General features: G+C 35.6%; 22 protein-coding genes and 1 tRNA gene. 11 read left to right on the top strand and 12 right to left on the bottom strand.

What is annotated here, in order from left to right; all coding sequences use genetic code 11:
• Nucleotides 1-77: 77 nt before the first annotated feature.
• From ACFE0M_RS00315 to ACFE0M_RS00305, 3 genes are all read left to right on the top strand, one after another.
• Nucleotides 78-1,238 (top strand): imelysin family protein, encoded by a 1,161-nt coding sequence (locus ACFE0M_RS00315; protein WP_434543739.1) that lies wholly within the window; start codon nt 78-80, stop codon nt 1,236-1,238.
• Between the two features lie 16 nt (nt 1,239-1,254).
• Nucleotides 1,255-2,643, top strand: a complete 1,389-nt coding sequence (locus ACFE0M_RS00310; RefSeq protein WP_434543738.1) for a di-heme oxidoredictase family protein — start codon at nt 1,255-1,257, stop codon at nt 2,641-2,643.
• A gap of 94 nt (nt 2,644-2,737) precedes the next feature.
• A complete protein-coding gene (locus tag ACFE0M_RS00305) occupies nt 2,738-3,694 on the top strand; it encodes an imelysin family protein (protein ID WP_434543737.1) in 957 nt (318 codons plus the stop codon).
• A gap of 2 nt (nt 3,695-3,696) precedes the next feature.
• Here the strand turns inward: ACFE0M_RS00305 and rodA are convergent, their stop codons facing one another.
• The 6 genes from rodA to purH all read right to left on the bottom strand — a co-directional run bounded on the left by rodA (nt 3,697) and on the right by purH (nt 10,891).
• Entirely contained in the window at nt 3,697-4,965 is a 1,269-nt protein-coding gene (gene rodA, locus ACFE0M_RS00300) for a rod shape-determining protein RodA (RefSeq protein WP_434543736.1), read from the bottom strand.
• Entirely contained in the window at nt 4,962-6,773 is a 1,812-nt protein-coding gene (mrdA, locus tag ACFE0M_RS00295) for a penicillin-binding protein 2 (RefSeq protein ID WP_434543735.1), read from the bottom strand. The genes rodA and mrdA overlap by 4 nt, the downstream gene beginning before the upstream one ends.
• Nucleotides 6,770-7,291 (bottom strand): Rod shape-determining protein MreD, encoded by a 522-nt coding sequence (locus tag ACFE0M_RS00290; protein ID WP_434543734.1) that lies wholly within the window; start codon nt 7,289-7,291, stop codon nt 6,770-6,772. The genes mrdA and ACFE0M_RS00290 overlap by 4 nt, the downstream gene beginning before the upstream one ends.
• Nucleotides 7,281-8,117, bottom strand: coding sequence for a rod shape-determining protein MreC (gene mreC, locus ACFE0M_RS00285; RefSeq protein WP_434543733.1), 837 nt, complete (start codon nt 8,115-8,117; stop codon nt 7,281-7,283). Before mreC ends, ACFE0M_RS00290 begins: the two co-directional genes overlap by 11 nt.
• Before the next feature lie 106 nt (nt 8,118-8,223).
• On the bottom strand, nt 8,224-9,252 hold the full coding sequence (locus ACFE0M_RS00280) for a rod shape-determining protein (protein WP_013454378.1): 1,029 nt from the start codon (nt 9,250-9,252) through the stop codon (nt 8,224-8,226).
• 112 nt (nt 9,253-9,364) lie between these two features.
• Complete coding sequence (gene purH / locus ACFE0M_RS00275) at nt 9,365-10,891, bottom strand: bifunctional phosphoribosylaminoimidazolecarboxamide formyltransferase/IMP cyclohydrolase (RefSeq protein ID WP_434543732.1); 1,527 nt, start codon at nt 10,889-10,891, stop codon at nt 9,365-9,367.
• A gap of 188 nt (nt 10,892-11,079) precedes the next feature.
• Between purH and ACFE0M_RS00270 the strand changes: the two genes are divergently transcribed.
• Nucleotides 11,080-11,664, top strand: coding sequence for a hypothetical protein (locus ACFE0M_RS00270; RefSeq protein ID WP_434543731.1), 585 nt, complete (start codon nt 11,080-11,082; stop codon nt 11,662-11,664).
• A 5-nt stretch (nt 11,665-11,669) separates the two neighbouring features.
• Here the strand turns inward: ACFE0M_RS00270 and purN are convergent, their stop codons facing one another.
• From purN to nadC, 3 genes are all read right to left on the bottom strand, one after another.
• Nucleotides 11,670-12,248, bottom strand: coding sequence for a phosphoribosylglycinamide formyltransferase (gene purN / locus ACFE0M_RS00265; protein ID WP_434543730.1), 579 nt, complete (start codon nt 12,246-12,248; stop codon nt 11,670-11,672).
• A complete protein-coding gene (locus ACFE0M_RS00260; protein ID WP_434543729.1) occupies nt 12,245-12,721 on the bottom strand; it encodes a YcxB family protein in 477 nt (158 codons plus the stop codon). Before ACFE0M_RS00260 ends, purN begins: the two co-directional genes overlap by 4 nt.
• Before the next feature lie 76 nt (nt 12,722-12,797).
• Nucleotides 12,798-13,658, bottom strand: coding sequence for a carboxylating nicotinate-nucleotide diphosphorylase (gene nadC, locus ACFE0M_RS00255; RefSeq protein ID WP_434543728.1), 861 nt, complete (start codon nt 13,656-13,658; stop codon nt 12,798-12,800).
• A gap of 365 nt (nt 13,659-14,023) precedes the next feature.
• Here nadC and ACFE0M_RS00250 point away from each other — a divergent pair, with 365 nt between their 5' ends.
• Together ACFE0M_RS00250 and ACFE0M_RS00245 are read left to right on the top strand one after the other, a co-directional pair.
• Complete coding sequence (locus ACFE0M_RS00250; protein ID WP_434543727.1) at nt 14,024-14,251, top strand: DUF433 domain-containing protein; 228 nt, start codon at nt 14,024-14,026, stop codon at nt 14,249-14,251.
• Between the two features lie 11 nt (nt 14,252-14,262).
• A complete protein-coding gene (locus ACFE0M_RS00245; protein ID WP_434543726.1) occupies nt 14,263-14,616 on the top strand; it encodes a DUF5615 family PIN-like protein in 354 nt (117 codons plus the stop codon).
• A 144-nt stretch (nt 14,617-14,760) separates the two neighbouring features.
• Here the strand turns inward: ACFE0M_RS00245 and ACFE0M_RS00240 are convergent, their stop codons facing one another.
• The 3 genes from ACFE0M_RS00240 to ACFE0M_RS00230 form a co-directional block, all read right to left on the bottom strand.
• Nucleotides 14,761-14,910: a GIY-YIG nuclease family protein gene (locus tag ACFE0M_RS00240; protein WP_434543725.1), complete on the bottom strand. Its 150-nt coding sequence runs from the start codon at nt 14,908-14,910 to the stop codon at nt 14,761-14,763.
• 52 nt (nt 14,911-14,962) lie between these two features.
• Nucleotides 14,963-15,036 (bottom strand) — tRNA-Ala (locus ACFE0M_RS00235).
• An 86-nt stretch (nt 15,037-15,122) separates the two neighbouring features.
• The gene (locus ACFE0M_RS00230) at nt 15,123-15,620 is read right to left on the bottom strand and encodes a C40 family peptidase (RefSeq protein WP_434543724.1); all 498 of its coding nucleotides are present in this window, start codon (nt 15,618-15,620) and stop codon (nt 15,123-15,125) included.
• Between the two features lie 27 nt (nt 15,621-15,647).
• Here ACFE0M_RS00230 and ACFE0M_RS00225 point away from each other — a divergent pair, with 27 nt between their 5' ends.
• From ACFE0M_RS00225 to ACFE0M_RS00205, 5 genes are all read left to right on the top strand, one after another.
• Nucleotides 15,648-17,063, top strand: coding sequence for an FAD-binding oxidoreductase (locus ACFE0M_RS00225; protein WP_434543723.1), 1,416 nt, complete (start codon nt 15,648-15,650; stop codon nt 17,061-17,063).
• A gap of 69 nt (nt 17,064-17,132) precedes the next feature.
• Nucleotides 17,133-17,810: a TetR/AcrR family transcriptional regulator gene (locus tag ACFE0M_RS00220; protein WP_434543722.1), complete on the top strand. Its 678-nt coding sequence runs from the start codon at nt 17,133-17,135 to the stop codon at nt 17,808-17,810.
• Between the two features lies 1 nt (nt 17,811).
• Nucleotides 17,812-19,545, top strand: coding sequence for a peptidase domain-containing ABC transporter (locus ACFE0M_RS00215; protein ID WP_434543721.1), 1,734 nt, complete (start codon nt 17,812-17,814; stop codon nt 19,543-19,545).
• Nucleotides 19,538-20,914 carry an HlyD family secretion protein gene (locus ACFE0M_RS00210; RefSeq protein ID WP_434543720.1) on the top strand — a complete coding sequence of 459 codons (1,377 nt, stop codon included), beginning with the start codon at nt 19,538-19,540 and terminating at the stop codon, nt 20,912-20,914. The genes ACFE0M_RS00215 and ACFE0M_RS00210 overlap by 8 nt, the downstream gene beginning before the upstream one ends.
• A complete protein-coding gene (locus tag ACFE0M_RS00205; protein ID WP_434543719.1) occupies nt 20,914-22,335 on the top strand; it encodes a TolC family protein in 1,422 nt (473 codons plus the stop codon). Before ACFE0M_RS00210 ends, ACFE0M_RS00205 begins: the two co-directional genes overlap by 1 nt.
• Nucleotides 22,336-22,413: the final 78 nt, after the last annotated feature.

Below are 22,413 nucleotides of genomic sequence, written 5' to 3'. Positions count from 1 at the left end.
TTACATTCTTTTAAACTTCATTTCTTTTCAAAACATTCTGTATTACTTTTGCATTATGTTTAATAAATCTAAATAAAATGAAAAGCATATTTTTCTCATTCATCGCTATCGTTATATTTTCTTGTTCTTCAAAAAAAGAAATCGCTAAAAAAGAAGTAGTAGAAAACTATGCTACTATTGTTTATGCCAATTATCAGGATGCACATTCCCATGCCTTGGCATTAAGAGAAGAAATCAAAAATTTTATTGAGGTACCAAGCCAAAAAACGTTTCAAAAAGCTAAAGAAGCCTGGCTTCTAGCAAGAGAAAGTTATGGTCAAACGGAAGCTTTTCGTTTTTATGGTGGGCCCATAGATGGTGAAAATGGTCCTGAAGGACAAATAAATGCTTGGCCTTTGGATGAAGCCTATATTGACTATGTCGAATCTGAGGCAAATACAAATGCCAATATTATCAACAGCCCGGAAAAGTTTCCAGAAATCACAACAAATTTTATTGCTTCAATGAATGAGAAAGGCAGTGAAACCAATGTGAGTTCAGGCTACCATGCCATAGAATTTTTACTTTGGGGACAGGATTTGAGTGATGGACCTGGCGCAGGGGAGCGAAAATATACGGATTATATAGATGGAGAAGAGGCTACAGCTAAAAATGCTGATAGGAGAAAAACCTATTTATTGGAAACGGCTAACTTACTCATCAGTGATTTGAAATCTGTAATGGAAGAATGGACGCCTAATCAGCAAAACTATAGAGCTACATTTATATCAAATCCTGATCAATCTATTGAGAAAATAGTTTCTGGTTTAGGTAAATTAAGTAAAGGTGAATTGGCAGGCGAAAGAATGTTTGTAGCTTATGATTTACGTTCCAAAGAAGATGAGCATTCTTGCTTCAGCGATAATACTCATAGAGATATCATTGCCAATGCTACGGGAATTCAAAATGTATATTTAGGAAAATACAAAACCTTTAGAAACGACAGTACAATTAGTGGCCCATCTATTTATGACTTAGTAAAGCAACAGGAGGAGGCTTTAGCAGAAGAATTAAAGCAAACAATCGCTAACGGATTAGCTGAAAGTAAAAAAATTGAGGCTCCTTTTGATCAACAAATAAAAAATGAGGAGGGTAGAAAACAAATTGCTAAAACAATCAGCTTATTTAGAAAACAAGGTGATTTACTGGCTGCATCTGCCAGCAAATTTGGATTTAAATTTGACCCCGAAGCTATTTAAAAATTAATCCTTTGTAATGCGCTCCATATTTTCAATTCCCTTCCTTTTAGGAATTCTGAGCATATTGAATTCCTGTGGCAATAAGCAAACTTATGAAGCAGTAAGCGAATCTGCTATTTACCCTGGGGGTGCAACTACCACGGATGATTTCTCTGTCAATGCCTTTGGTCACGCTGCGCCTAATATTTCTGATGATAAGCAAATGCAATTTGTTACGGGAAACGCATTCTTTAAAAGAAATTGGGTAACAGCACCTTCCTCTACCGCTGATTTAGATGGTTTAGGAGCCTTATTTAATGCCAAATCCTGTTCTAGCTGTCACTTTTTAGATGGAAAAGGTGAGCCTGGATTTGAAAAAGGTCAGTCGTCAGCTTTACTTTTTAGGTTAAGCGTTCCTACTACAGACAATAAAACCAAAGCAGAACCTAATTACGGGAATCAATTTAATCATCTTGCCATTTTGGGGGTAAAGGAAGAAGGTGATGTGAGAATAGAGTATAAAGAAATACAAGGTGCATATCCAGACGGGGAAACATATTCACTCAGGAAACCAATTTACTCTTTCACAAATTTGAACTATGGCGAAATGCAGGAAGATGTGATGATTTCTCCTCGAGTAGCTCCTCACATTATTGGTTTAGGACTATTGGAGGCGATAGATGAAAAGGATATCCTTGCCCTAGCCGACCCTGAAGACAAAAATAAGGACGGCATTTCCGGAAGACCCAATTATGTAAAAAATGTGGCTACTAAAAATCTGGAATTAGGAAGATTCGGGTGGAAAGCTAATGAGCCTAATGTAAAACAGCAAGTTGCGGCTGCTTTTCAAGGGGATATGGGATTAAGCAGTTCTCTGTTCTCTGAAGAAAATGAAACTAGATTACAAGCTCAATTTATCAGTACAGAAACGGGAGGAAATCCTGAAGTTTCAGATGATATTTTAGAACGAGTTACGCTTTATTCTGAGGTACTGGCCGTGCCGAAAAGAAGAGATGCAAATGAAGAAAAAAATCTATCTGGACAAAAGCTCTTTAATGAAATTGGGTGCAACAATTGCCACAATCCAAGCTTCACAACTTCCAAGCATGATGATATCCCAGAGTTTAATAACCAAAAAATTTATCCCTATACTGATTTGTTATTGCACGATATGGGAGAAGATCTTGCGGATAATAGACCAGATGGAGAAGCCAGCGGAATGGAATGGCGGACTCCACCTCTTTGGGGAATTGGTTTGGTTAAAACTGTAAATGGACATACCACTTTATTGCATGATGGTAGAGCAAGAAATGTGGAAGAAGCCATTTTATGGCATGGAGGTGAAGCTGAAGAAATCAAAAACCAATTTAAAAATCTTTCGAAAACCGAAAGGGAAAATCTTATTACCTTTGTGAACTCACTTTAATATGAATAATTCTAGATTATTAGTCTTATTATGTTCACTGTTTTTTTCAGCCTGTAACAATAGTGAAAAAAACACTGATTTTGACAAAGGACCAATGTTAGAAAACTTGGCCTTCAATTTAGCAATTCCTGCTTATGAGCATAGTCTCAACTCATTTCACTCTTTAGATTCATCTCTTCAAATATTGAAGAAAAACCACTCAGAAGAAAACTTAATTAGAGCAAAAGAATTCTGGAAAAAAGCTTCGATGGATTGGGCTAAAACTTCTCCTTATCATTTTGGCCCCATAGATGATTTGTTAATAGAAAACAATTTTCATTATTTCCCTATTGACAGTAGTAAATTAAAGTCTGCATTGGAAAATTTTAATGGGGATGATAATTTCATAAACAAACTAGGTAGTAATAGTCGAGGATTAGGAGCTTTGGAGTTTTTATTGTTTTCTGAAAGTATAACATTAGATGAAAACAATATTGCATTTGCTGAAATTCTCAGCAATAATTTGTTGAAATTAAACCAAGAAATATTGCATCAATGGAAATCAGATTATGCAAAGACCTTTGCATCTAGTACTGGAAGCAATATTAATGCAAGCATTACCATATTAAGTAATCAATGGATTGAATTAGCAGAAAAAATCAAGAATGATAAAATTGGAGTACCTGCAGGTAAAATGGCAGGAGAAGAGCATAATATTTATGAAGTTCAAGCTCCATACAGCCAAATTTCATTAGAGTTAATTAAGGCAAATTTAGAGGCTTTGCAACAATCAATTAATGGAAAAGAAGGTAAAGGAGTGGACGATTACCTCAATTCGCTCGATATAAAAGATAGTGAAGGAAAACTTCTGAGTAGTAAAATCAATGCTCAATTTGACCTCATCATCAGTTTAATTGAAGAAAAGCAAAGTTTAAAGGACTTAATCAAAGAGGATTCAGAAAGCTTAAATGAAATCTATTTACAAGTATTAAACTTAACTATTTTGCTCAAAACGGATTTAATGGGTCAGCTAGGATTAATTACTACTTTTAGTGATAGTGATGGAGATTAAAACTAACGAGTCAACACTTGCATCCTATGCGCGTCCAGCTTGATCAACACGAAAAGCAAAATAGTAAATGACCAAAGTGAAGAACCACCATAACTAAAGAAAGGGAGTGGAATCCCTGCCACTGGAAATAAGCCTATGGTCATCCCAATATTTATTCCAAAGTGGAAAAAGAAAATACCCGCCACTGCATAGCCGTAAATACGAGCAAAATTGGACTTTTGTCTCTCGGCTAGAAAAACTATCCGAATCATCAGTACCAAGAATAAGAAAATCAACACAAAGCTTCCTGCCCAACCATGTTCTTCTCCTATAGTGCAGAAAATAAAGTCGGTACTTTGCTCGGGTACGAAATCAAATTTGGTTTGAGTTCCTTCCAAAAAGCCTTTGCCAAATGTTCCTCCAGAACCTATGGCAATTTTCGATTGGGTCACATTCCAGCCATAGCCTAAAGGGTCTGCATCAGGATTGACCAAAGCCTTCAATCTATTCTGCTGATGTGGTTTGAGGACATCGGAAATCACATAATCCACACTTTGAATTGCACCAATTACAACAATTGCCACAATAATGGTAACTCCGATATTTTTTAATCGCTTATTATTAATAACCACTATAATGGTAGCCAAAACAATGACCCCAATTGTTAAATATAATTGATCAACAAGCAAGGTTAAAATGAAAATAATAGCTACGGATAAGCCTGTAATTACATAAAAAGAAGGCAAGCCTTCTCTATAATAAACTATAATAAAGCTAATAAAAACCATTGCCGTACCCGCATCACCCTGCAAGACTATTAAAATCATGGGCACTAATACAAAAAGGGAAGATTTAATTTGCTCATTAAATTTGTCAAGGCGTACATTTTTGCTGCTGAAATATTTGGCAACCGCCAAAGCTGTAGCAAACTTAGCAAATTCAGAAGGTTGAAGACGAACCGGTCCAAAGACAAACCAAGATTGATTCCCCGCTATTTCTTTTCCAAAAAATAAAACCAAAACCAGAAGTAGCAAAACCCCTGCATAAATGTAATAAGCAAAACTGTCAAAGAATTTATGATCCAGAATCATGATAGCAATGATAATCACAAATGAGCCTGCAATCCATGCTAATTGCTTCCCAGAATTAAGATCAAAACTGAAGATATTCTGGCTCTGCTCTGCATCATAGACCACAGCATAGATATTTAGCCATCCCAAAATTACCAGTATAAAAAATACGGCTATCAGCAACCAATCTACCCTATTCCATAAGCTGTCCTGTCTTCTCATAAATTATTTAAATACGCTTTGGTCATCACATAATTTTCTACCCAAGCTCTATTGGAAGCCACTTCTCCCTTAATATATTTTTCAATCAATAAGCCAGTTATAGCAGCTGCAACTCCACCGCCCCAACCAGCATTTTCAACATAAACTGAAATGGCGATTTGGGGATTTTCCTTTGGTGCAAAAGCCATAAAAGCAGAATGGTCAAAACTGTTTTTATTTTGAACAGTCCCTGTTTTTCCTGCAATTTGGATATCCTTTACCTTGGCCACTCGAGCTGTTCCGTCCACTATTTCTCCCATAGCATCCACGACAGTCTTAAAATGTACAGAATCAATCCCTGTATCTTGTCTATCATATTGTATTTTATAATAGGAATCAGGGGTTTCAATTCCTTTTACCATATGTGGTCTAATATAATAACCTCTGTTGGCTAAAATAGAGGCTAAGTTGGCCACCTGCAAGGGTGTTGTCAACAATTCTCCTTCTCCTATACTTAAGGAGAATATAGTGTAAAAATTCCAGTGGTCTTTTTGGTAATATCTGTCATAATAAGTTGGGCCGGGCACCATGCCTGGGCTTTCATTTGGAATATCTATTCCTAGCTTTCTTCCAAATCCTAAATCACTTAAATAATTATTCCATGTAGTTAAGCCTACCCTGGCATCTTTATTCATTCCTTCCACTTTTCCTTGTTGGATTATTTTCCTGAAAGTTTGATAAAAATATGGGTTACAGGAATATTTAATGGCACCATGTAAATCTTCATTGGTATGGGATCCATGACAATTTATAATCCCTCTGTTGCATACCGTTCGAGTTGAGGGCGTTATCACTCCTTCTTGAAGGGCAATTAAAGATTGTACCAATTTAAAAACAGAACCGGGTCGGTATTGAGCCATTATAGGTCTATTGAACAGAGGCTTGAGCGTATCTTTATTTAACTCACTAAAGTTTGAACTATAATTTCTCCCTGCCAACTTATTAGGATCATAGGAAGGGCTATTAACAAATGCTAAAATTTCACCCGTTGAAGGTTCAATGGCCACAATACTTCCAACTTTATCGTCCATCAAATACTCTGCATATTTCTGAAGCTCCAAATCTATAGTCGAAACTAGATTATTACCGGGAACAGAAAGTGTATCAAATTTTCCATCATTGAAAGAGCCTTTTTCAATGCCTCTAACATTTACCAATTTATATTTAACACCTCTTTTGCCTCTAAGCTCTTCTTCGTATGCGGCCTCAATACCGGAAATTCCAATAAAGTCTCCTTGTTTATAATAATTGGTAGTGTCTCTTTCGAGCTGTCTTTTACTTACTTCTCCAATATAGCCTAACCCGTTAGCTAGAACAGGCTCTGGATATTTACGTACAGTTCTGGCTACCGGATAAAATCCTTGATATTCAACCAAACGGGTTTGAATCTTAGCAAATTCCTCATTGCTTAATTGAGGGTAAAAAAGTGATTGCTTGATATAGGAATATTCTTTTGCTTTTTTAATTTTTGACTCAAATTCTTCTTTCGTTATGTTTAATAGATTGCAAAAAGTAGTGGTGTCTTGAACATCAACTTCTTTAGGCACCACCATGATATCATAAACAGGAGTGTTATGAACTATAATTTGTCTATTTCTATCTAATATCAATCCTCTATAAGGATACTGAACCACTTTATTAATCACATTATTTTCAGCTGCCATTTTGTAACGACTATCCATCACTTGAATGGAAAACAGCTTTCCCAAAAAAATTAAGCCAACAACAATGATTAATATTTGAATGATGTATTTCCTGTTTTCTATCATGAAAACCTCCCTTTTGAATAAAATAAATATTGTAGGATTACTAACACCAATACGGTTAATAAAGTGCTTAACAACACCTTAGAAATCACATAAAAAAACATATGAAAACCTCCTGCCTCAATAAAAAACACTACTGCTAAATGTAAGAACATTAAGGGTAATGCATAAGCCAAAAACCATGACAAACTTAAATCTTTTATGGCGGGGCTATCCACGTTTTCATATCCGCCCCTAGGTGTGATGGCATTTAACCAAATGGGACGAAGAAATGCAATAAAAGTCATGGCTGCCATGTGGGTGCCCAAACTATTGTAAAACACATCAATAATGAAGCCCGTAAAAAAGCCTAAAAGTAAAATATAATTTCTGGATATCCCTAAAGGGAGCAGTAGCAAAAAACCCACATACACAAAACAAAATGCTCTATTATACAACACAAAATTTTGTGCAAACAATATTTGAGATGCCACGAAAAGCACCCATATCAAAATTTGCTTAAAGTTGTTGCTACTGTTCATATTCTGTTTGTAGTTCTTGTTCTAAAGAATCTTTTTCTTGCTTTAGTTTATTACCGATTACATAAACGTAATCCAGACTAAAGAAATCAGCAGAAAGTGCCACTTCTATATCATAAAAAGTAGCTTCTTCGTCAATTTCAACACTTTTTACAGTACCAATCCTAACTCCTTTTGGGAAAATGGAATCGTAGCCCGAACTGACTACTTGCATTCCTTCCTTTACTTTAATATGTCTTGGAACATATTCTAATGAGATCTCGGTCGGATCCTCACCTGACCATTTTGCCGTACATAAAGTTTCCGTTTCATCTATTAAAACTGATATTAATAAACTACTATGCAAGGCGGAATAAGCTGTAGAGAAATTCGTTGATACACTTTTAATTTTACCCACTACACCTTTTGGATTGATAACACCCATACCCTCTTCTACTCCATCCCCGCTTCCTATATTTAATGTAAAATAATTTCTAAAACGGTGAACAGAATTATTAACAACTTTTCCGGTTATAAATTCATATTGTCCTGAAAGTTCAAAAGGAATATTGGCTGAGTCCGAATCAATTTTAACACTATCAACTGCCAGGCGATTTCTCAAGCGCTCATTTTCCTCCACTAAATTTTTATTGACTTTAGCCAGTTGGAAATAATCCTGTACGGCTTGCTTATTTTCATAAACATTCCCCGCAAAAGCACTTGAGCTATTGAAATAAGACGCACTGATATAGTCATTATGATTGACCACCAACCAACCGCTGATTACTTCCAATAGCAAAAAGATAAAGAAAGCCCGGTATTGATAAATAAATTGAAATAATCTACGCATTTACCTTTTGAGTTACAGGCAAAAAAATAAATCGCTTTAAAAAGGAAAAAGGAATGCCTTTCCTAGGATTCCCTTTTCCAAAAATATATAGTATTGAATAATTCATTTAACTCATTAAAACTGCTTTGTAATGGTTTAAATTTTTCAATGCAATTCCTGTTCCTCGAACTACTGCTCTCAGTGGATCATCCGCAACATGAATTGGCAGCTTGGTTTTTAGTGCCAGTCTTTTATCAAGTCCTCTCAATAAAGCACCACCACCTGTTAAATGAATTCCATTATCATAAATATCGGCTGACAATTCGGGCGGTGAAATCTCCAATGCTTTCAGCACAGCTTCTTCAATTTTGGATACCGATTTATCAATTGCAAAAGCAATCTCTGAATAAGACACTTTAATCACTTTTGGAATACCCGTCATCAAATCACGTCCACGGATTTCATAATCCTCAGGTCCGTCATCTAATTCTGTTAAAGCTGCCCCTACTTCAATTTTTATTTTTTCCGCTGAACGCTCACCTATCAAAAGGTTATGTTGCCTACGCATATAATCTAAAATGTCTTTGGTGAAAGTATCACCTGCTACTCTGATGGATTGATCACAGACAATACCTGAAAGGGCAATAACTGCAATTTCAGTAGTCCCTCCACCGATATCCACTACCATAGAACCAACCGGTTGTTCAATGTCAACACCTATACCAATACTTGCCGCAATAGGCTCATGAATCATATAAACTTCTTTTGCACCTGCATGCTCGGCTGAATCTCGAACAGCTCTTTTTTCCACCTCCGTAATACCTGAAGGAATACAAATCACCATTCGATGGGAAGATGGCATAAAACTTCTTTTTCCCCCATCAATCATTTTAATCATACCACGAATCATGTGCTCTGCAGCATGGAAATCTGCAATTACTCCATCCTTCAAAGGACGAATAGTTTTTATGTTTTCGTGAGTTTTCTCATGCATTTGCATGGCTTGGCGCCCAATGGCCAACACTTTGTTAGTAGCTTTATCAATGGCAATGATGGAGGGTTCATCCACCACTATTTTGTCTTTATGAATAATTAAGGTATTGGCTGTACCTAAATCTATGGCTATGTCACTTGAAAAGAAATCAAATATCCCCATGGATGTTCTTATATAATATATTTAAAAATTTACGCTTTGGAAATTTACAAATTACTTTGATAAATTAAGCGGTTCAACGAAAATATTTCCAGATTTATCTAAAGATTATCTTTTAATGTTTAAAATGTCTTATGCCAGTGGTCACCATTCTCATACCATGAGCATCGCAATAATCAATGCTATCCTGATCTTTTATGGAACCTCCTGGCTGAATCACAGCAGTAATTCCTGCCTGATCAGCAATTTCCACACAATCAGGGAATGGGAAAAAAGCATCCGATGCCATTACCGCTCCCTTTAAATCAAACCCAAAAACTTTAGCTTTTTCAATAGCTTGCTTTAAGGCATCCACTCTTGAAGTTTGACCTACTCCGCTTGCCAGCAATTGGCCATTATTAGCTAACACTATGGTATTTGATTTTGTATGCTTACAAACTTTAGAAGCAAATAGTAATGCTTGTTCCTCCACAGCGGTTGGTGCTTCTTTAGTCACCACTTTCAAATCTGATTTGCTGTCCGTATGTAAATCTCTGTCTTGCTCAATTACGCCATTCAGCAAACTTTTAAACTGCTTCTTTGTAGAAAGTTTTGTTTTCTTTTTCAGTAAAATTCTGTTCTTTTTACCTTTTAAAACTTCTAAGGCTTCCGCTGAGAAATCAGGTGCAATTAATATTTCAAAGAATAAAGAATGCATTTCTTCCGCTGCTTCTTTATCTACTGTTTGATTCGTAATCAAAACGCCACCAAATGCAGAAAGTGTGTCTGCTGCAAATGCTTTTTGATAGGCTTCTTTTACAGAATTACCTAATGCCATTCCACAAGCATTGGTGTGTTTCAAAATAGCAAAAGCTGTTTCGCCTTCAAATTCTTCAATTAAAGAAACTGCTGCATCAACATCCACCAAATTATTGTAAGATAATTCTTTACCATTTAACTGGTCAAAAAGCTCTTCCAAATCACCAAAGAAAACACCTTCCTGATGCGGATTTTCTCCGTAACGTAAAGTTTTATTTTCAGAAATACTATTCTTAAATCCTTTGATTGCTTCTTCCTGATTGAAGTAATTGAAAATGGCAGTATCATAATGAGAGGATACATTGAAAGCATGCGCGGCAAATGATTTTCTGTCTTTCAAATCTGTGCTTCCATCTTTTTCTTGTAATACTTTTTCCAAATCTGCGTATTGATTTTGAGATGCTACAATCACCACGTCTTTAAAATTCTTAGCCGCAGCTCTAATTAAAGAAATTCCTCCTATATCTATTTTCTCAATTATATCTTGCTCGCTCGCCCCTGAAGCAACAGTTTGCTCGAATGGATATAAATCTACAATTACTAAATCAATTTCAGGAATGTCATATTCTTGCAATTGTGCTTTATCCGATTCCAATTCTCTTCTGCCTAGAATTCCACCAAATACCTTAGGGTGCAAAGTTTTTACTCTTCCACCTAAAATGGAAGGATAGCTAGTTAAGTCTTCAACAGCGATGACTTCGGCTCCTTGTTCCTCAATGAACTTTTGGGTACCTCCCGTACTGTATATTTTAACGCCCTTATCTTTCAAAATTTGAACGATGGGCTCTAAATTATCTTTATGAAAAACTGAAATGAGTGCTGATTGGATTTTTTTGACTGACATTATGGTAAATATTAATTTTTTGCAAAACTAATTGATTTAAAGCTTTTTCGCCCATCCTTTAAAAACTTTATGCTGTTAGATTTAATATTTTTTCAGATTATAGCCATTTTGCTAATCTTTCATTCCTTAAATGTGTTAGGTGTATAAGGTGAAACATAAATTTCACTTTTATTAAAAATAGAATTTGAATGTCATTCTTTGATCAAATTGTAAATAAAATATTTCCAAAAGAGAAGAAAAATGTGGTCCTCACTAATGAGGTTTTAAAAAGGAGTCAACAAGAATTTGATTCTTATGAGGATTGGCATGCCTCTGATGTTAGCAAGGAAATTTTGGATAAAATTTTCAGGGCTTATCATTTAAAAAAAACGGATATCAAAGACCCAATTCCTATTGCTCTTTTTGAAAGTGATAAAGCCAACGGTTTTGCCATAGCGAATTGCAGCAGTTTGCTTGACTCAGATTACAAAATGCTATTGGAGCACTTCAAAAAGCAAATTTTATCAATAGGTTATAGACAATCTGGATCGAACAGAAAAGTAACTGCCGAGCAGGACAGGGTTTTAACCAAAGAAATGTACTATTTAAAACCGCCTATTCAAATGGAGCCACCTATTGATCAAAGGTATGGAAATATTAGTTTAGAATTAATCCTCCATGATGATAAACCACACTATTTAAAAATTATGGCAAGTGTTTATTCCGATAGATTATATTCTGAGCCCCAAAGCTTTTCTGATTTAGTAGAAAGACTTTTTGATAAAGACGATTAAACTTGCTAGTATTTTTCTACAAACTCCTCAATCACTTTAGGAAAATGCTGATGCTCGAGTTGCTGTACGACTGCAGCTAATTGTTTAGCCCCCATCTGTGGAGTTATTTTACACTTAGCTTGAAATATGACTTCCCCTTCATCATAGTTTTCGTTAACCAAATGAATGGTAATGCCACTTTCTTCCTCTTTATTCAAAATGACTGCTTCATGTACATAGCTGCCATACATCCCTTTGCCACCATATTTTGGTAAAAGAGCTGGGTGTATATTAATAATTCTATTGGGGTATTCAGCTATTATTTCAGGAGCAATTTTCAAAAGAAATCCTGCCAGCACTATAAAATCAACATTGTTTGATTTTAAGTATTGAAGAATAAAGGCTGAGTGCTCAAAGTCAGATTTGGAGAAATACTTTGAAGGAACATTTGCCTTTTCAGCTCGCTCAATAGCACCTGCATTTTCATTATTTGTAATCAAACAAGTTACATTAATCTCCTTGTGGTTTTTAAAATATTGTATGATTTTCTCTGCATTACTTCCAGAGCCTGAAGCCAAAATAGCTATGTTTTTCGGATTGGTCATGATTTCACCAATTCCTTCCTTTTTAATATCGTTTCCACAAATTTCTTTTCGTTTTCTGTTTTAAATACTTTATAGGGAAGATAGACAAATTGTGCCTTGGACAGCACTAAAGTAAAGGCATTTTTACCCACCTTGGCTGATTTAATTTGGTCCCATTTGATAGGCATTCCCTGTTTGGTGTTCAGTTTAATCAAAATCTGTTGAGAACTGATTTCATAAGAGAGCCTTTCAAATAAAATTTTGTATTGATCCAACTGCGTTACCCCTGCAAACTGAATTAGCCAAAAAAGGAAATACAATAATAGGGCTATAAAAGAGCCAATGAACCACCAAATATTAGGAATCCAAGCATATCCTGAACAAATGGCTAGGGCTATTAAAAACACCCACCATTGTTCTTTTACAATATTCTTCAAGCCCGTTTTGATGTATGTACCGTTATCCAGCTTATATTTTTTTGTTTTTACTAGCATTGCTGCAATTCAATTTATTCTTAATTAATGATTCAAATCCTGAATAGGAATGCAAATATATCTCATTTTTATGGTTTCAGGAAACCGCTTTCAAACTGATGTCTAAACTTTTATAAGAATGCGTCAATGCACCTACTGAAATGAAGTTTACACCCGTCTCTGCAATTTTTACAATGGTAGATTCCGTGATTCCCCCTGAAGCTTCTGTTTCGGATTGGTCTCCTATCAAGTCAACCGCTTTTTTCATTTCCTCCACGCTCATATTATCCAACATGATGACATCGACTCCCCCAACTTCCAAAGTCTCTTTTACCTCCTCAAGATTTCGGGTTTCAACTTCTATCCTTAAATCCAAATTATTTTCTTTCAAATATTTTTTAGTAGCGTTTACAGAAGCTGTAATGCCGCCAGCAAAATCATTATGATTATCTTTCAACATAATCATGTCAAATAATCCGAATCGATGATTTTTGCCTCCCCCAATTTCCACCGCCCATTTTTCTGCCAATCGAAAATTAGGCGTGGTTTTTCTGGTATCCAATAATTTAGCGGAAGTATGCGCAATCATTTTGTTTAGATTATGAGTGTAAGTAGCTATTCCACTCATTCTTTGAAGACAATTTAATACTAATCGCTCTGCTGATAAAATGGATGATGCTTCCCCATGCACTTTCAAACCGATATCTCCTTTTTTAACAGCCTCTCCATCTTTTTTGAAAACTTCCAATTTTAAATCCTTATCCACTGCTTTGAATATGTGCTCTGCCATTTCCACCCCTGCCAAAATCCCATCGTCTTTAATAATCAATTGCGCGGTATTTTTCGTGCCTTTAGGAATAGAAGCTAAAGAAGAGTGGTCGCCATCTCTGATGTCTTCCTCTAATGCATTTTTAATAAATTTAGAAATTTGTTCCTTTGTTCGATATTGATAAGCCAAGGTATTGATTATTTAATATGGACTCAAAGTTAAGCTGATATTGCTATTTATAATACTTTCATTGATAATAATTTCGTATAAGATAGGATCAGAAAGAAACTAAAAAAGCTACCTCTTTCGAAGTAGCCTTTATTTGTGGAGCATATCCGAGACCGCTAGCTGAGCTAATATCATTTTGATTTTTCTTCTTAATTAATCGCTCAACATATTTTCTACTCTTCTTATTTTTAATTTCTAATTCACTATTGACCGCTAAAGTTTTACTTTCATAGGATTCGGTATAAATTAAATCCCATAGCTTACACTTACTCGTATATTGGTAAGCATGGCCGAACGAAGAACTAAGAAATTTCGTACCTTTGAATATGGAATGGAGAAAACACATTATAGCGGATGAAACTGTTCTACTTGGAAAGCCTACGGTAAAAGGAACTCGAGTATCTGTTGAACATATCATTGGACTCCTTGCTCAAGGATGGACAGAACAACAAATTCTTGAAAATTATCCTCGGATGAATCAGGAATCACTTAAAGCTGTTTTCTCTTACATTCAAGAATGCTTAAAGGATGGGCTTTTATACACTAATTCTTAAATTCACCTAAATTGAAGTATCTAGCCAATGAGAATGTACCATTCTCCAGTATCACTTATCTCAAATCAAAAGGATACGACATTAAGGCAATTGGAGTTGACGATCCTAGCATAACGGACGAACAGGTTATGCAGATTGCTATTGATGAGAATAGGACTATTATAACTTATGACAGCGATTATGGTGAATTAATATTCAAGCATGGATACAAACCGCAAGCAGGTGTCATTTTCATTAGAATTCAGCCCACTGAACCATTAGAGACAGCAAATATTTTAGAAGAGCTCTTTACTAAAAAAACTATTTCATTTGGACACAATTTGACTGTCATCGACTCCAACACGATTAGACAGAAAAAATATTAACGCTTACCAACAATTGCTAAAAATGCATTTGCTTATTGCTTCTATCAAAGAGAAGAGGTGCAATCACCACAAATCCAGGAAAGTTTTATTCTTTTCTCTTACAATAATTGTGTTATGGTTTGGCTTCTCTTCTTTAGTATTTCATTAGCAAAGTGTAGCAAACGCATTTTTAGCCTGACGATTAACACCCCTACCCGAATTGCGCTCTTCCAATCTTCTTTCTACATTATAAGAATGACCTACATAATATCTATCGCACTTTTTTGAATAAAGTATGTACACGTAATATTCCATAATATTGGGTTTGGTTGAAACTAAAAAAGCTACCTCTTTCGAAGTAGCTTTGTGGAGCATATCGGAGTCGAACCGATGACCTCTACGCTGCCAGCGTAGCGCTCTAGCCAGCTGAGCTAATGCCCCATTTTTAAGTAAACAATTGACAATAAACAGTTGACAATAATTAAACTTCCATTTAAAGCTTGCAAAGCTATGGAAAAAATTCATTTCTAAAAATACCTTCTGGCTTTCCTGAATTTCTTTTTATAATAATCAGTGTAAATATTGGCCTCAACCACTCCTACACTAGAGGAGGCATGGATAAAACGCACATCATTTTTACCTCTTACTTCTGTCACCAAGCCTGCATGGGTGATTTTTCTTCTTCTTTTACCCATAGCGAAAAAGACTACGTCCCCCTCTTCCAGCTTTCTAAATTTTACTTTCTTACCCACTTTTGCCTGGTCTCTGGAAACCCTAGGAATATTTACGTCTCCTGCCTTAAAACTCACATATAACAAACCTGAACAATCCATTCCGGAGCGATTTACTCCACCCCATTTATAAGGAGTTCCCGTATAGGATCTTGCCGTCTCAATAATAATATCCAACCTCTTCTCCCTGACCTTTCTCTTTTTACTAGCCGCACATCCTGAAAGGAAGACTACAATCAATAACAATAAAATCAGTTGGTTGGAATATATTTTCCTAAATTTGTGTTGAAGCATAATTCAAGGTCAGAAATCAATTAATTCATGGATACAGTTACAAATCAAAGCATTTTTCAGGAATTGGTCAGCATCGTAGGCGCAAAAAATGCCTTTTTACAAGATGAGGACAAATATAAATATTCCCACGACCATACTGAGGACTATTCTTTCATGCCAGATGTGGTATTGAAACCTTCCACTCCAGAAGAAATCAGTGCTATAATGAGAAAATGTAATGAGCATCTGATCCCCGTCACGCCAAGAGGCGGTGGAACCGGACTGAGCGGTGGGGCATTACCTACTAAAAAAGGCGTGGTCATTAGCATGGAGAAATTCAATAATATTTTATCCATAGACGAATTAAATTTACAGGCTACCGTAGAACCTGGTGTTATAACGGAGGTTTTTCAAAATGCTGTTAAAGAAAAGGGATTATTTTATCCGCCTGACCCATCCAGTAAGGGCACATGCTTTTTGGGTGGCAATTTGGCTGAAAATGCAGGAGGCCCAAAAGCTGTGAAATATGGCGTTACCCGAGATTATGTTCTCAATATGGAAGTGGTTTTACCCAATGGAGAAATCATTTGGACGGCCGCTAATGTATTGAAGAATAGTACCGGCTATAATCTTACCCAATTGATGTGTGGAAGCGAAGGGACTTTAGGTATTATCACTAAAATTGTTTTCAAGCTTCGGCCTTTTCCCAAAAAAGATGTGACTTTATTAGCCCCTTTCACAAGTAATGAAGAGGCTTGCCGAGCAATAGCCGCCATATTTAAAGCAGGAGTAGCTCCTTCAGGCATGGAGTTTATGGAAAGAGATGCGATAGTGAAAACCCAAGATTATATAAAAAATGAGATGGGGGAGACCGTGAGTGTGGATTTGCCCGATCACGTTAAAGCCCAGTTATTAATCGAATTAGATGGAAATGATGAGGAAGTCATGATGAATGAAGCAGAAATCATTTTGAATGTGCTGGAAGATTTTGATACTGGTGGAGAGGTACTTTTTGCTGATACCCAAGCTCGTAAAGACGAACTTTGGAAATTAAGAAGAAATGTTAGTCCTGCCGTAAATGCCTATTCATTAACCAAAGCTGAAGATGTAGTAGTGCCAAGAGGAAATTTACCGGCATTGATTGTTTTCATAAAAAAAGTAGGAGAAAAATACGGGTTCAATTCGGTTTGCTATGGTCATGCCGGTGACGGAAACCTTCACATCAATATCATGAAAGAAGATTTGAGTGATGCCTATTGGAATAAAGAAGTGAATGAGGGAATAGGTGAAATCTTTGAAGAAGTAGTTCGCTTAGGTGGAACACTTTCTGGTGAACATGGAATCGGAATAGCCAAAAGGCCTTATATGCAAATGGCTATGGGAGATGTCAAGTTAAACTTAATGCGAGGCATCAAAAATGTATTCGATCCAAACAATATCTTAAACCCTGAAAAAATATTTTAATATTTTCTAAACAAGAATAGTCTTTATCCGTTTCTCGATAGTATTACTTTTAATATTGCGTGTAAAACAGTGGATAATTTACTTTCATCAATAAAAATCGAGTTAAACCCTCATTTATTCCAAAAAGACCCTGATTCATCGGAATTAGGCAGGAAAATTCTGTCTAAATCTTTAGAAATGATAGATGACATGGGATTAGAGAACTTTACTTTCGGGAAGCTAGCCAAAGCTTTATGTACCACGGAAAGTTCAATTTATCGTTATTTTGAAAGTAAGCACAAACTTTTACTTTACTTCTATAATTGGTACTGGAGCTGGATTGATCTTCAATTAGCCTTTCATACGAACAACCTATCGAATACCGATTCAAAATTAAAAAGGGCTATTGAAGTAATTTGCAAACCAGATTCTGAGGATAAAAGTATCAGCGCACTTAATTTCCAACAATTAGTCAATATAGTTATATCCGAATCATCAAAGGCTTATTTAACCAAGGAAGTGGACAAAGAAAATCAATTCGGGCTCTTTTTGACATTTAAAAAAGTTTCTAAGAGGTTGGCTGATATCATGACGGAAATTAATCCTGAATTTAGTTATGCAAATACCTTAGCATCCACAAGTATTGTTGGTATATTACATCAACAATATTTTGCATTACATATGCCTTCTTTATCTGATATACAGTATGATCGAGACGAACTTTCAAATGTATTTTATCAGATTATTCTAAAAAACTTGAAAAACTAAAATGGCGGATAATTTTAAAATACACCCATTCAAAAGGTTTCTCAACCTCTTAAAACCCGAAAAGAGCTTGGTTTTTACCATTTATATTTATGCTATTTTTGCCGGTTTAATTAGCCTTTCCCTTCCATTGGGTATTCAAGCGATTATCAACCTCATAATGGGAGGTCAAGTAAGTACCTCTTGGATAATTTTAGTGTTTTTGGTGATTTTAGGGATTATCATTAATGGAATTTTGCAAGTAAGGCAATTAACGATAAATGAGGTTTTACAACAAAAAATATTCACTAGGGCATCCTTTGAATTTGCCTATAGAATTCCAAGATTTAAAATTGACCAAGTTCGTCATGATTACTTGCCAGAGTTAATTAACCGATTTTTTGATACTATGTCTGTGCAAAAAGGGCTTGCAAAAATCTTAATTGATTTTTCAACAGCCTTTTTCCAAATTATTTTTGGCTTGGCATTGATTTCATTTTATCATCCCTTTTTCATCATTTTTTCCTTTTTCTTAATCATATTAATTTTCTTAATAGTACGCTTAACTGGTCCTAAAGGACTAAAAACAAGTTTAAGAGAATCAAATTATAAATATGAGACTGCACATTGGTTAGAGGAATTGGCCCGAAATGTAGAAAGCTTCAAAATGGCAGGTGATTCTCCTTTGCCACTGGAAAAAAATAATTTCAACACTCAAAATTATGTAAAAGCAAGAAGGTCGCACTTTGATGTTATAATCAATCAATTTTCTTTAATGATTGGTTTCAAAGCCGTGGTGGCAGCAGGGTTATTGCTGATTGGCGGTATTTTAGTGATAGAGCAACAAATGAACATCGGTCAATTCGTTGCGGCTGAAATCATCATTATTCTTATCATTAACTCTGTGGAAAAAATAATTTTCACTATTGAGTCTGTTTATGATGTTCTTACAGCGGTGGAAAAAATAGCCGTAGTAACTGACAAACCATTAGAGGAGTTTTTATCTGGAATCCAGCCTTTAAACAAATCAGATGGTATGTCTATAAAATTGCGCGACATCCATTTAAAAGAACATGATTCAGACCATGTATTCCTTAAAGATATTACGCTTGATATCAAGTCCGGTGAAAAAATTGGAATTGCCGGTACTGCAAATGCTGGTAAATCAATATTACTTCAATTAATATCGGGGTGGTATGGAAATTATAAAGGAAACATCATGTTTAACGGTACGGCCTTGCGAGATCTCAACATTTCCGAGGTAAGGAGAAATATAGGAGATTGCATGAATTCAGGCGGAATCTTTTTGGGCACCATAGAAGAAAACATCAGTATTGGCTCTCCGCTAAGTAGTTTGCAAGAAATACAAAAGGCCGCTGAAATTACCGGTTTGGATAAATTCATGGAAACAGAGCCTGAAGGATATCAAAGAATGTTATTTCCTGGTGATAGAACCTTTCCTAAAAAAATCAAACAACAAATTCTGTGGACAAGAGGTATCCTAGGACAAAAAACTTTAATTCTTTGGGAGGATGTTTTTGGGATGATTTCCCAAGAAGAAAAGCATAAATTTGCTGATTTTCTTTGTAATAAAGATAATACAAGAACCGTAGTAATGATCAGTAATGATATCACGATCTTAGAAAAGTGCGACAGGGTAATTGGTATGGACAAGGGAGAAGTACTATATGATATACCTGGAAAAGGAGTTAAAAATCATGATTGGTTTGAAAAAATAGTTTTGAATAAAAATGCTTAATATCAGTCCATATTCCATAAAAGATAAAGTGGATACCAAAAGGTATTCTACTTTTAGCATGTTTAAAGAAATACGTGCCGATAAGATATTAAAGCGATTGCTCATAATCTTTTTCTTGATATTTCTTGGGGTTTCATTCTTGCCCTGGACTCAAAATATAAGAGGAAATGGTCAAGTTACGGCTCTTTCCCCTTCTCAACGTCCACAAGAATTGAACTCCATTATTGATGGAAGAATTGAAGAATGGCATGTACAAGAAGGAGATTATGTAGAAAGAGGGGACACTATTTTGTTCATTCGTGAAATTAAAGATGAATATTTCGACCCTCAATTAATCGAAAGAACACAAGAACAAATTACCGCAAAAAGACAATCTTTAGGCTTTTATGAAGAAAAAATAGAAGCTCTAAACAGTCAAATAAAAGCCATAGAAGAAAACAGGGGGCTAAAATTGAGTCAGGCCAAGAATTATCTGAGACAAGCAGAATTAAAGATTCAAGCAGATAGTATTGATTATGAAGCGGCTCAAACCAATTTAAGCATTGCAGAAAAGCAATTAGGCCGGCAAAGAGAGCTTTATGATGAGGGATTGAAATCTCTTACCGATTTGGAATTGAGGACTAATAAATATCAAGAATCCTTGGCCAAAAAAATAAGCATGGAAAGCAAATTATTGAGTAGTAGAAATCAATATCTGAATGCTAAAATAGAAATCAACTCCATCTACAATGAATATACGGACAAATTACAAAAGGCTAGGTCTGATTTATTTACTACACGCTCAATGCTCCAAGATGCTCAGGCAGAAGTAGTGAAGATGGAGAATCAATTGACCAATTATCAAGTTCGTTTTGGATTTTACTATGTAACTGCACCTCAAGATGGCTACATTACTCGTGCTGTAAGTACTGGGATTGGTGAAAATATCAAAGCGGGAGAATCTTTGGTTTCCATTATGCCTGCCGAAATTGACTATGCTGTGGAAATGTATATTATGCCTCGTGATTTACCTCTTTTCAATGTAGGAAATGAAGTGCGTTTGATTTTTGATGGGTGGCCTTCTATTGTGTTCTCTGGCTGGCCTATTATAACCTATGGTACTTTTGGCGGTGAAGTGGTGGCAATTGATAGATTTATCAGCCCAAATGGAAAATATAGAATTTTGATCGGACAAGACCCTGATGAACCGGAATGGCCAGAAGCATTGCGAGTTGGTGGTGGAGCAAACGGATTGGCCTTATTGGATATTGTACCAGTTTGGTACGAAATATGGAGACAGATTAATGGCTTCCCGCCTAATTTCTATACTCCTGAAAATACGGGTAAATCCAGTGATCTTAATAAACTTGATGGAAAAGCGAAAAAGTGATGTTTAATTTAAAACATATTATTATTTCCTTTTTTTGCTTGGCATTTATTCATTATTCAGCGCAAGCACAAGAGACCCTTAGTTTAGAAAAACTAAGTGAACAAGACTTTCTTGAATTGGTCATGGAAAACCATCCCCTGATTCAGCAAGCAGAGAACCTAAGGAAAATGGGAGACTTTGCTGTTATGGCGGCCCGAGGCAATTTCGATCCTGAGCTTTACTCAAAAAATAAACAGAAGTATTATGACCAAAAGAATTATTATCAATATAGCGAATCAGGAATCAGCTTAGCCACTAGAACAGGGATTACACTTCAAGGAGGATATGATTGGACGGCAGGAGAATTCTTGAGCAACGAATCCACATTGCCCAATGCTGGATTGTGGTATGCTGGTGTGAGCGTACCGGTTTTGCAAGGTTTATTTATTGATGATAGGAGGGCAGCATTACAAAAAGCATTTGTGGACAGAAGAGCCTTTGAGAACGAGGCACAATTAATGTTGATTGATATTTTGTTGGAAGGAAGCAACTATTATTGGCAATTTGCGAAATTTCAATATCAAAAAAGGGTAATAGAAGAAGCTATAGAACTGGCACAAGATAACTTTGAGAATTATAAAATATCTTATGAACAAGGGGACAAGCCAGCAGTGGACACTTTGGAAGCCTCCATTCAATTACAAAACCTTAACATTCAAAACCAGCAACTTGAAGTAGATTTGGCCAATGCCAAATTAAATTTATTTACGTTTTTATGGGGAAAAGACCAGCCAATTGAGGAGTCTGACTTAAAAGCAACCGCCATTAATAATATTTCTCAAAGTAAAATTGACAGCCTAAGAGCTAGTTTGCCAATATTTATTCAAGAGCATCCGGCTATTAGGGAAAGTGAATATAAAATTCAAAAACTTCAAATTGATAATAGACTTAAAAAGGAAAAGCTAAAGCCAAAATTAAATTTGGAGTATAATCTTTTGCAAGATCCTGCCGGTAATTTCAGTGAAATTCAAAATTTGGACAATTATAATTGGGGTTTGACTTTTAGTATGCCTTTGCTTCTAAGACAGCCAAGGGGAGAACTCAGGATGAACGAAATCAAACTGGAAAACACCAACTTTGAACTACAACAAAAGCGTTTGTCCATACGAAACAAGGCGCGCCAATACGAAAATACTTTTGAAAATATTGCGCAACAGCTCAAAACTTATCAGGATATAGTAACCCAATATGAAAGCCTATTAACCGCAGAATTGAGAAAATTTGAAATAGGAGAAAGTAGTATTTTCTTAATTAACTACCGCCAGATGAGTTTAGTTAATGCCCGCATGAAATATATCGAGCTACAGACTAAATACAGATTATATTATCGTCAGTGGTTGCATAGTTTGGGAGCAAAGCCTGAGTTGTGGGTGGCGAATTAATCATATGAAAAAGTAGAATTGAACAAAAATGATACGTTTAATTCTACTGTTAAAGTCTTAAAAATTGACATAGAGTAA

Source organism: Marivirga sp. (assembly GCF_051117495.1).
Taxonomy (GTDB): domain Bacteria; phylum Bacteroidota; class Bacteroidia; order Cytophagales; family Cyclobacteriaceae; genus Marivirga.
Note: the sequence above shows the minus strand (reverse complement) of the source record. Positions and strands in the feature narration are given on the sequence as shown.

What these genes read in the sequence shown, in the direction of transcription:
- purN (WP_434543730.1), bottom strand. Translation starts at nt 12,248, where the DNA reads ATGACCAATCCGAAAAACATAGCTATTTTGGCTTCAGGCTCTGGAAGT.
- ACFE0M_RS00290 (WP_434543734.1), bottom strand. Translation starts at nt 7,291, where the DNA reads ATGAACAGTAGCAACAACTTTAAGCAAATTTTGATATGGGTGCTTTTC.
- mreC (WP_434543733.1), bottom strand. Translation starts at nt 8,117, where the DNA reads ATGCGTAGATTATTTCAATTTATTTATCAATACCGGGCTTTCTTTATC.
- ACFE0M_RS00270 (WP_434543731.1), top strand. Translation starts at nt 11,080, where the DNA reads ATGTCATTCTTTGATCAAATTGTAAATAAAATATTTCCAAAAGAGAAG.
- ACFE0M_RS00260 (WP_434543729.1), bottom strand. Translation starts at nt 12,721, where the DNA reads ATGCTAGTAAAAACAAAAAAATATAAGCTGGATAACGGTACATACATC.
- rodA (WP_434543736.1), bottom strand. Translation starts at nt 4,965, where the DNA reads ATGAGAAGACAGGACAGCTTATGGAATAGGGTAGATTGGTTGCTGATA.
- mrdA (WP_434543735.1), bottom strand. Translation starts at nt 6,773, where the DNA reads ATGATAGAAAACAGGAAATACATCATTCAAATATTAATCATTGTTGTT.
- ACFE0M_RS00280 (WP_013454378.1), bottom strand. Translation starts at nt 9,252, where the DNA reads ATGGGGATATTTGATTTCTTTTCAAGTGACATAGCCATAGATTTAGGT.
- ACFE0M_RS00310 (WP_434543738.1), top strand. Translation starts at nt 1,255, where the DNA reads ATGCGCTCCATATTTTCAATTCCCTTCCTTTTAGGAATTCTGAGCATA.
- ACFE0M_RS00305 (WP_434543737.1), top strand. Translation starts at nt 2,738, where the DNA reads ATGTTAGAAAACTTGGCCTTCAATTTAGCAATTCCTGCTTATGAGCAT.
- ACFE0M_RS00230 (WP_434543724.1), bottom strand. Translation starts at nt 15,620, where the DNA reads ATGCTTCAACACAAATTTAGGAAAATATATTCCAACCAACTGATTTTA.
- ACFE0M_RS00215 (WP_434543721.1), top strand. Translation starts at nt 17,812, where the DNA reads ATGGCGGATAATTTTAAAATACACCCATTCAAAAGGTTTCTCAACCTC.
- ACFE0M_RS00250 (WP_434543727.1), top strand. Translation starts at nt 14,024, where the DNA reads ATGGAATGGAGAAAACACATTATAGCGGATGAAACTGTTCTACTTGGA.
- ACFE0M_RS00315 (WP_434543739.1), top strand. Translation starts at nt 78, where the DNA reads ATGAAAAGCATATTTTTCTCATTCATCGCTATCGTTATATTTTCTTGT.
- ACFE0M_RS00240 (WP_434543725.1), bottom strand. Translation starts at nt 14,910, where the DNA reads ATGGAATATTACGTGTACATACTTTATTCAAAAAAGTGCGATAGATAT.
- purH (WP_434543732.1), bottom strand. Translation starts at nt 10,891, where the DNA reads ATGTCAGTCAAAAAAATCCAATCAGCACTCATTTCAGTTTTTCATAAA.
- ACFE0M_RS00205 (WP_434543719.1), top strand. Translation starts at nt 20,914, where the DNA reads ATGTTTAATTTAAAACATATTATTATTTCCTTTTTTTGCTTGGCATTT.
- ACFE0M_RS00225 (WP_434543723.1), top strand. Translation starts at nt 15,648, where the DNA reads ATGGATACAGTTACAAATCAAAGCATTTTTCAGGAATTGGTCAGCATC.
- ACFE0M_RS00210 (WP_434543720.1), top strand. Translation starts at nt 19,538, where the DNA reads ATGCTTAATATCAGTCCATATTCCATAAAAGATAAAGTGGATACCAAA.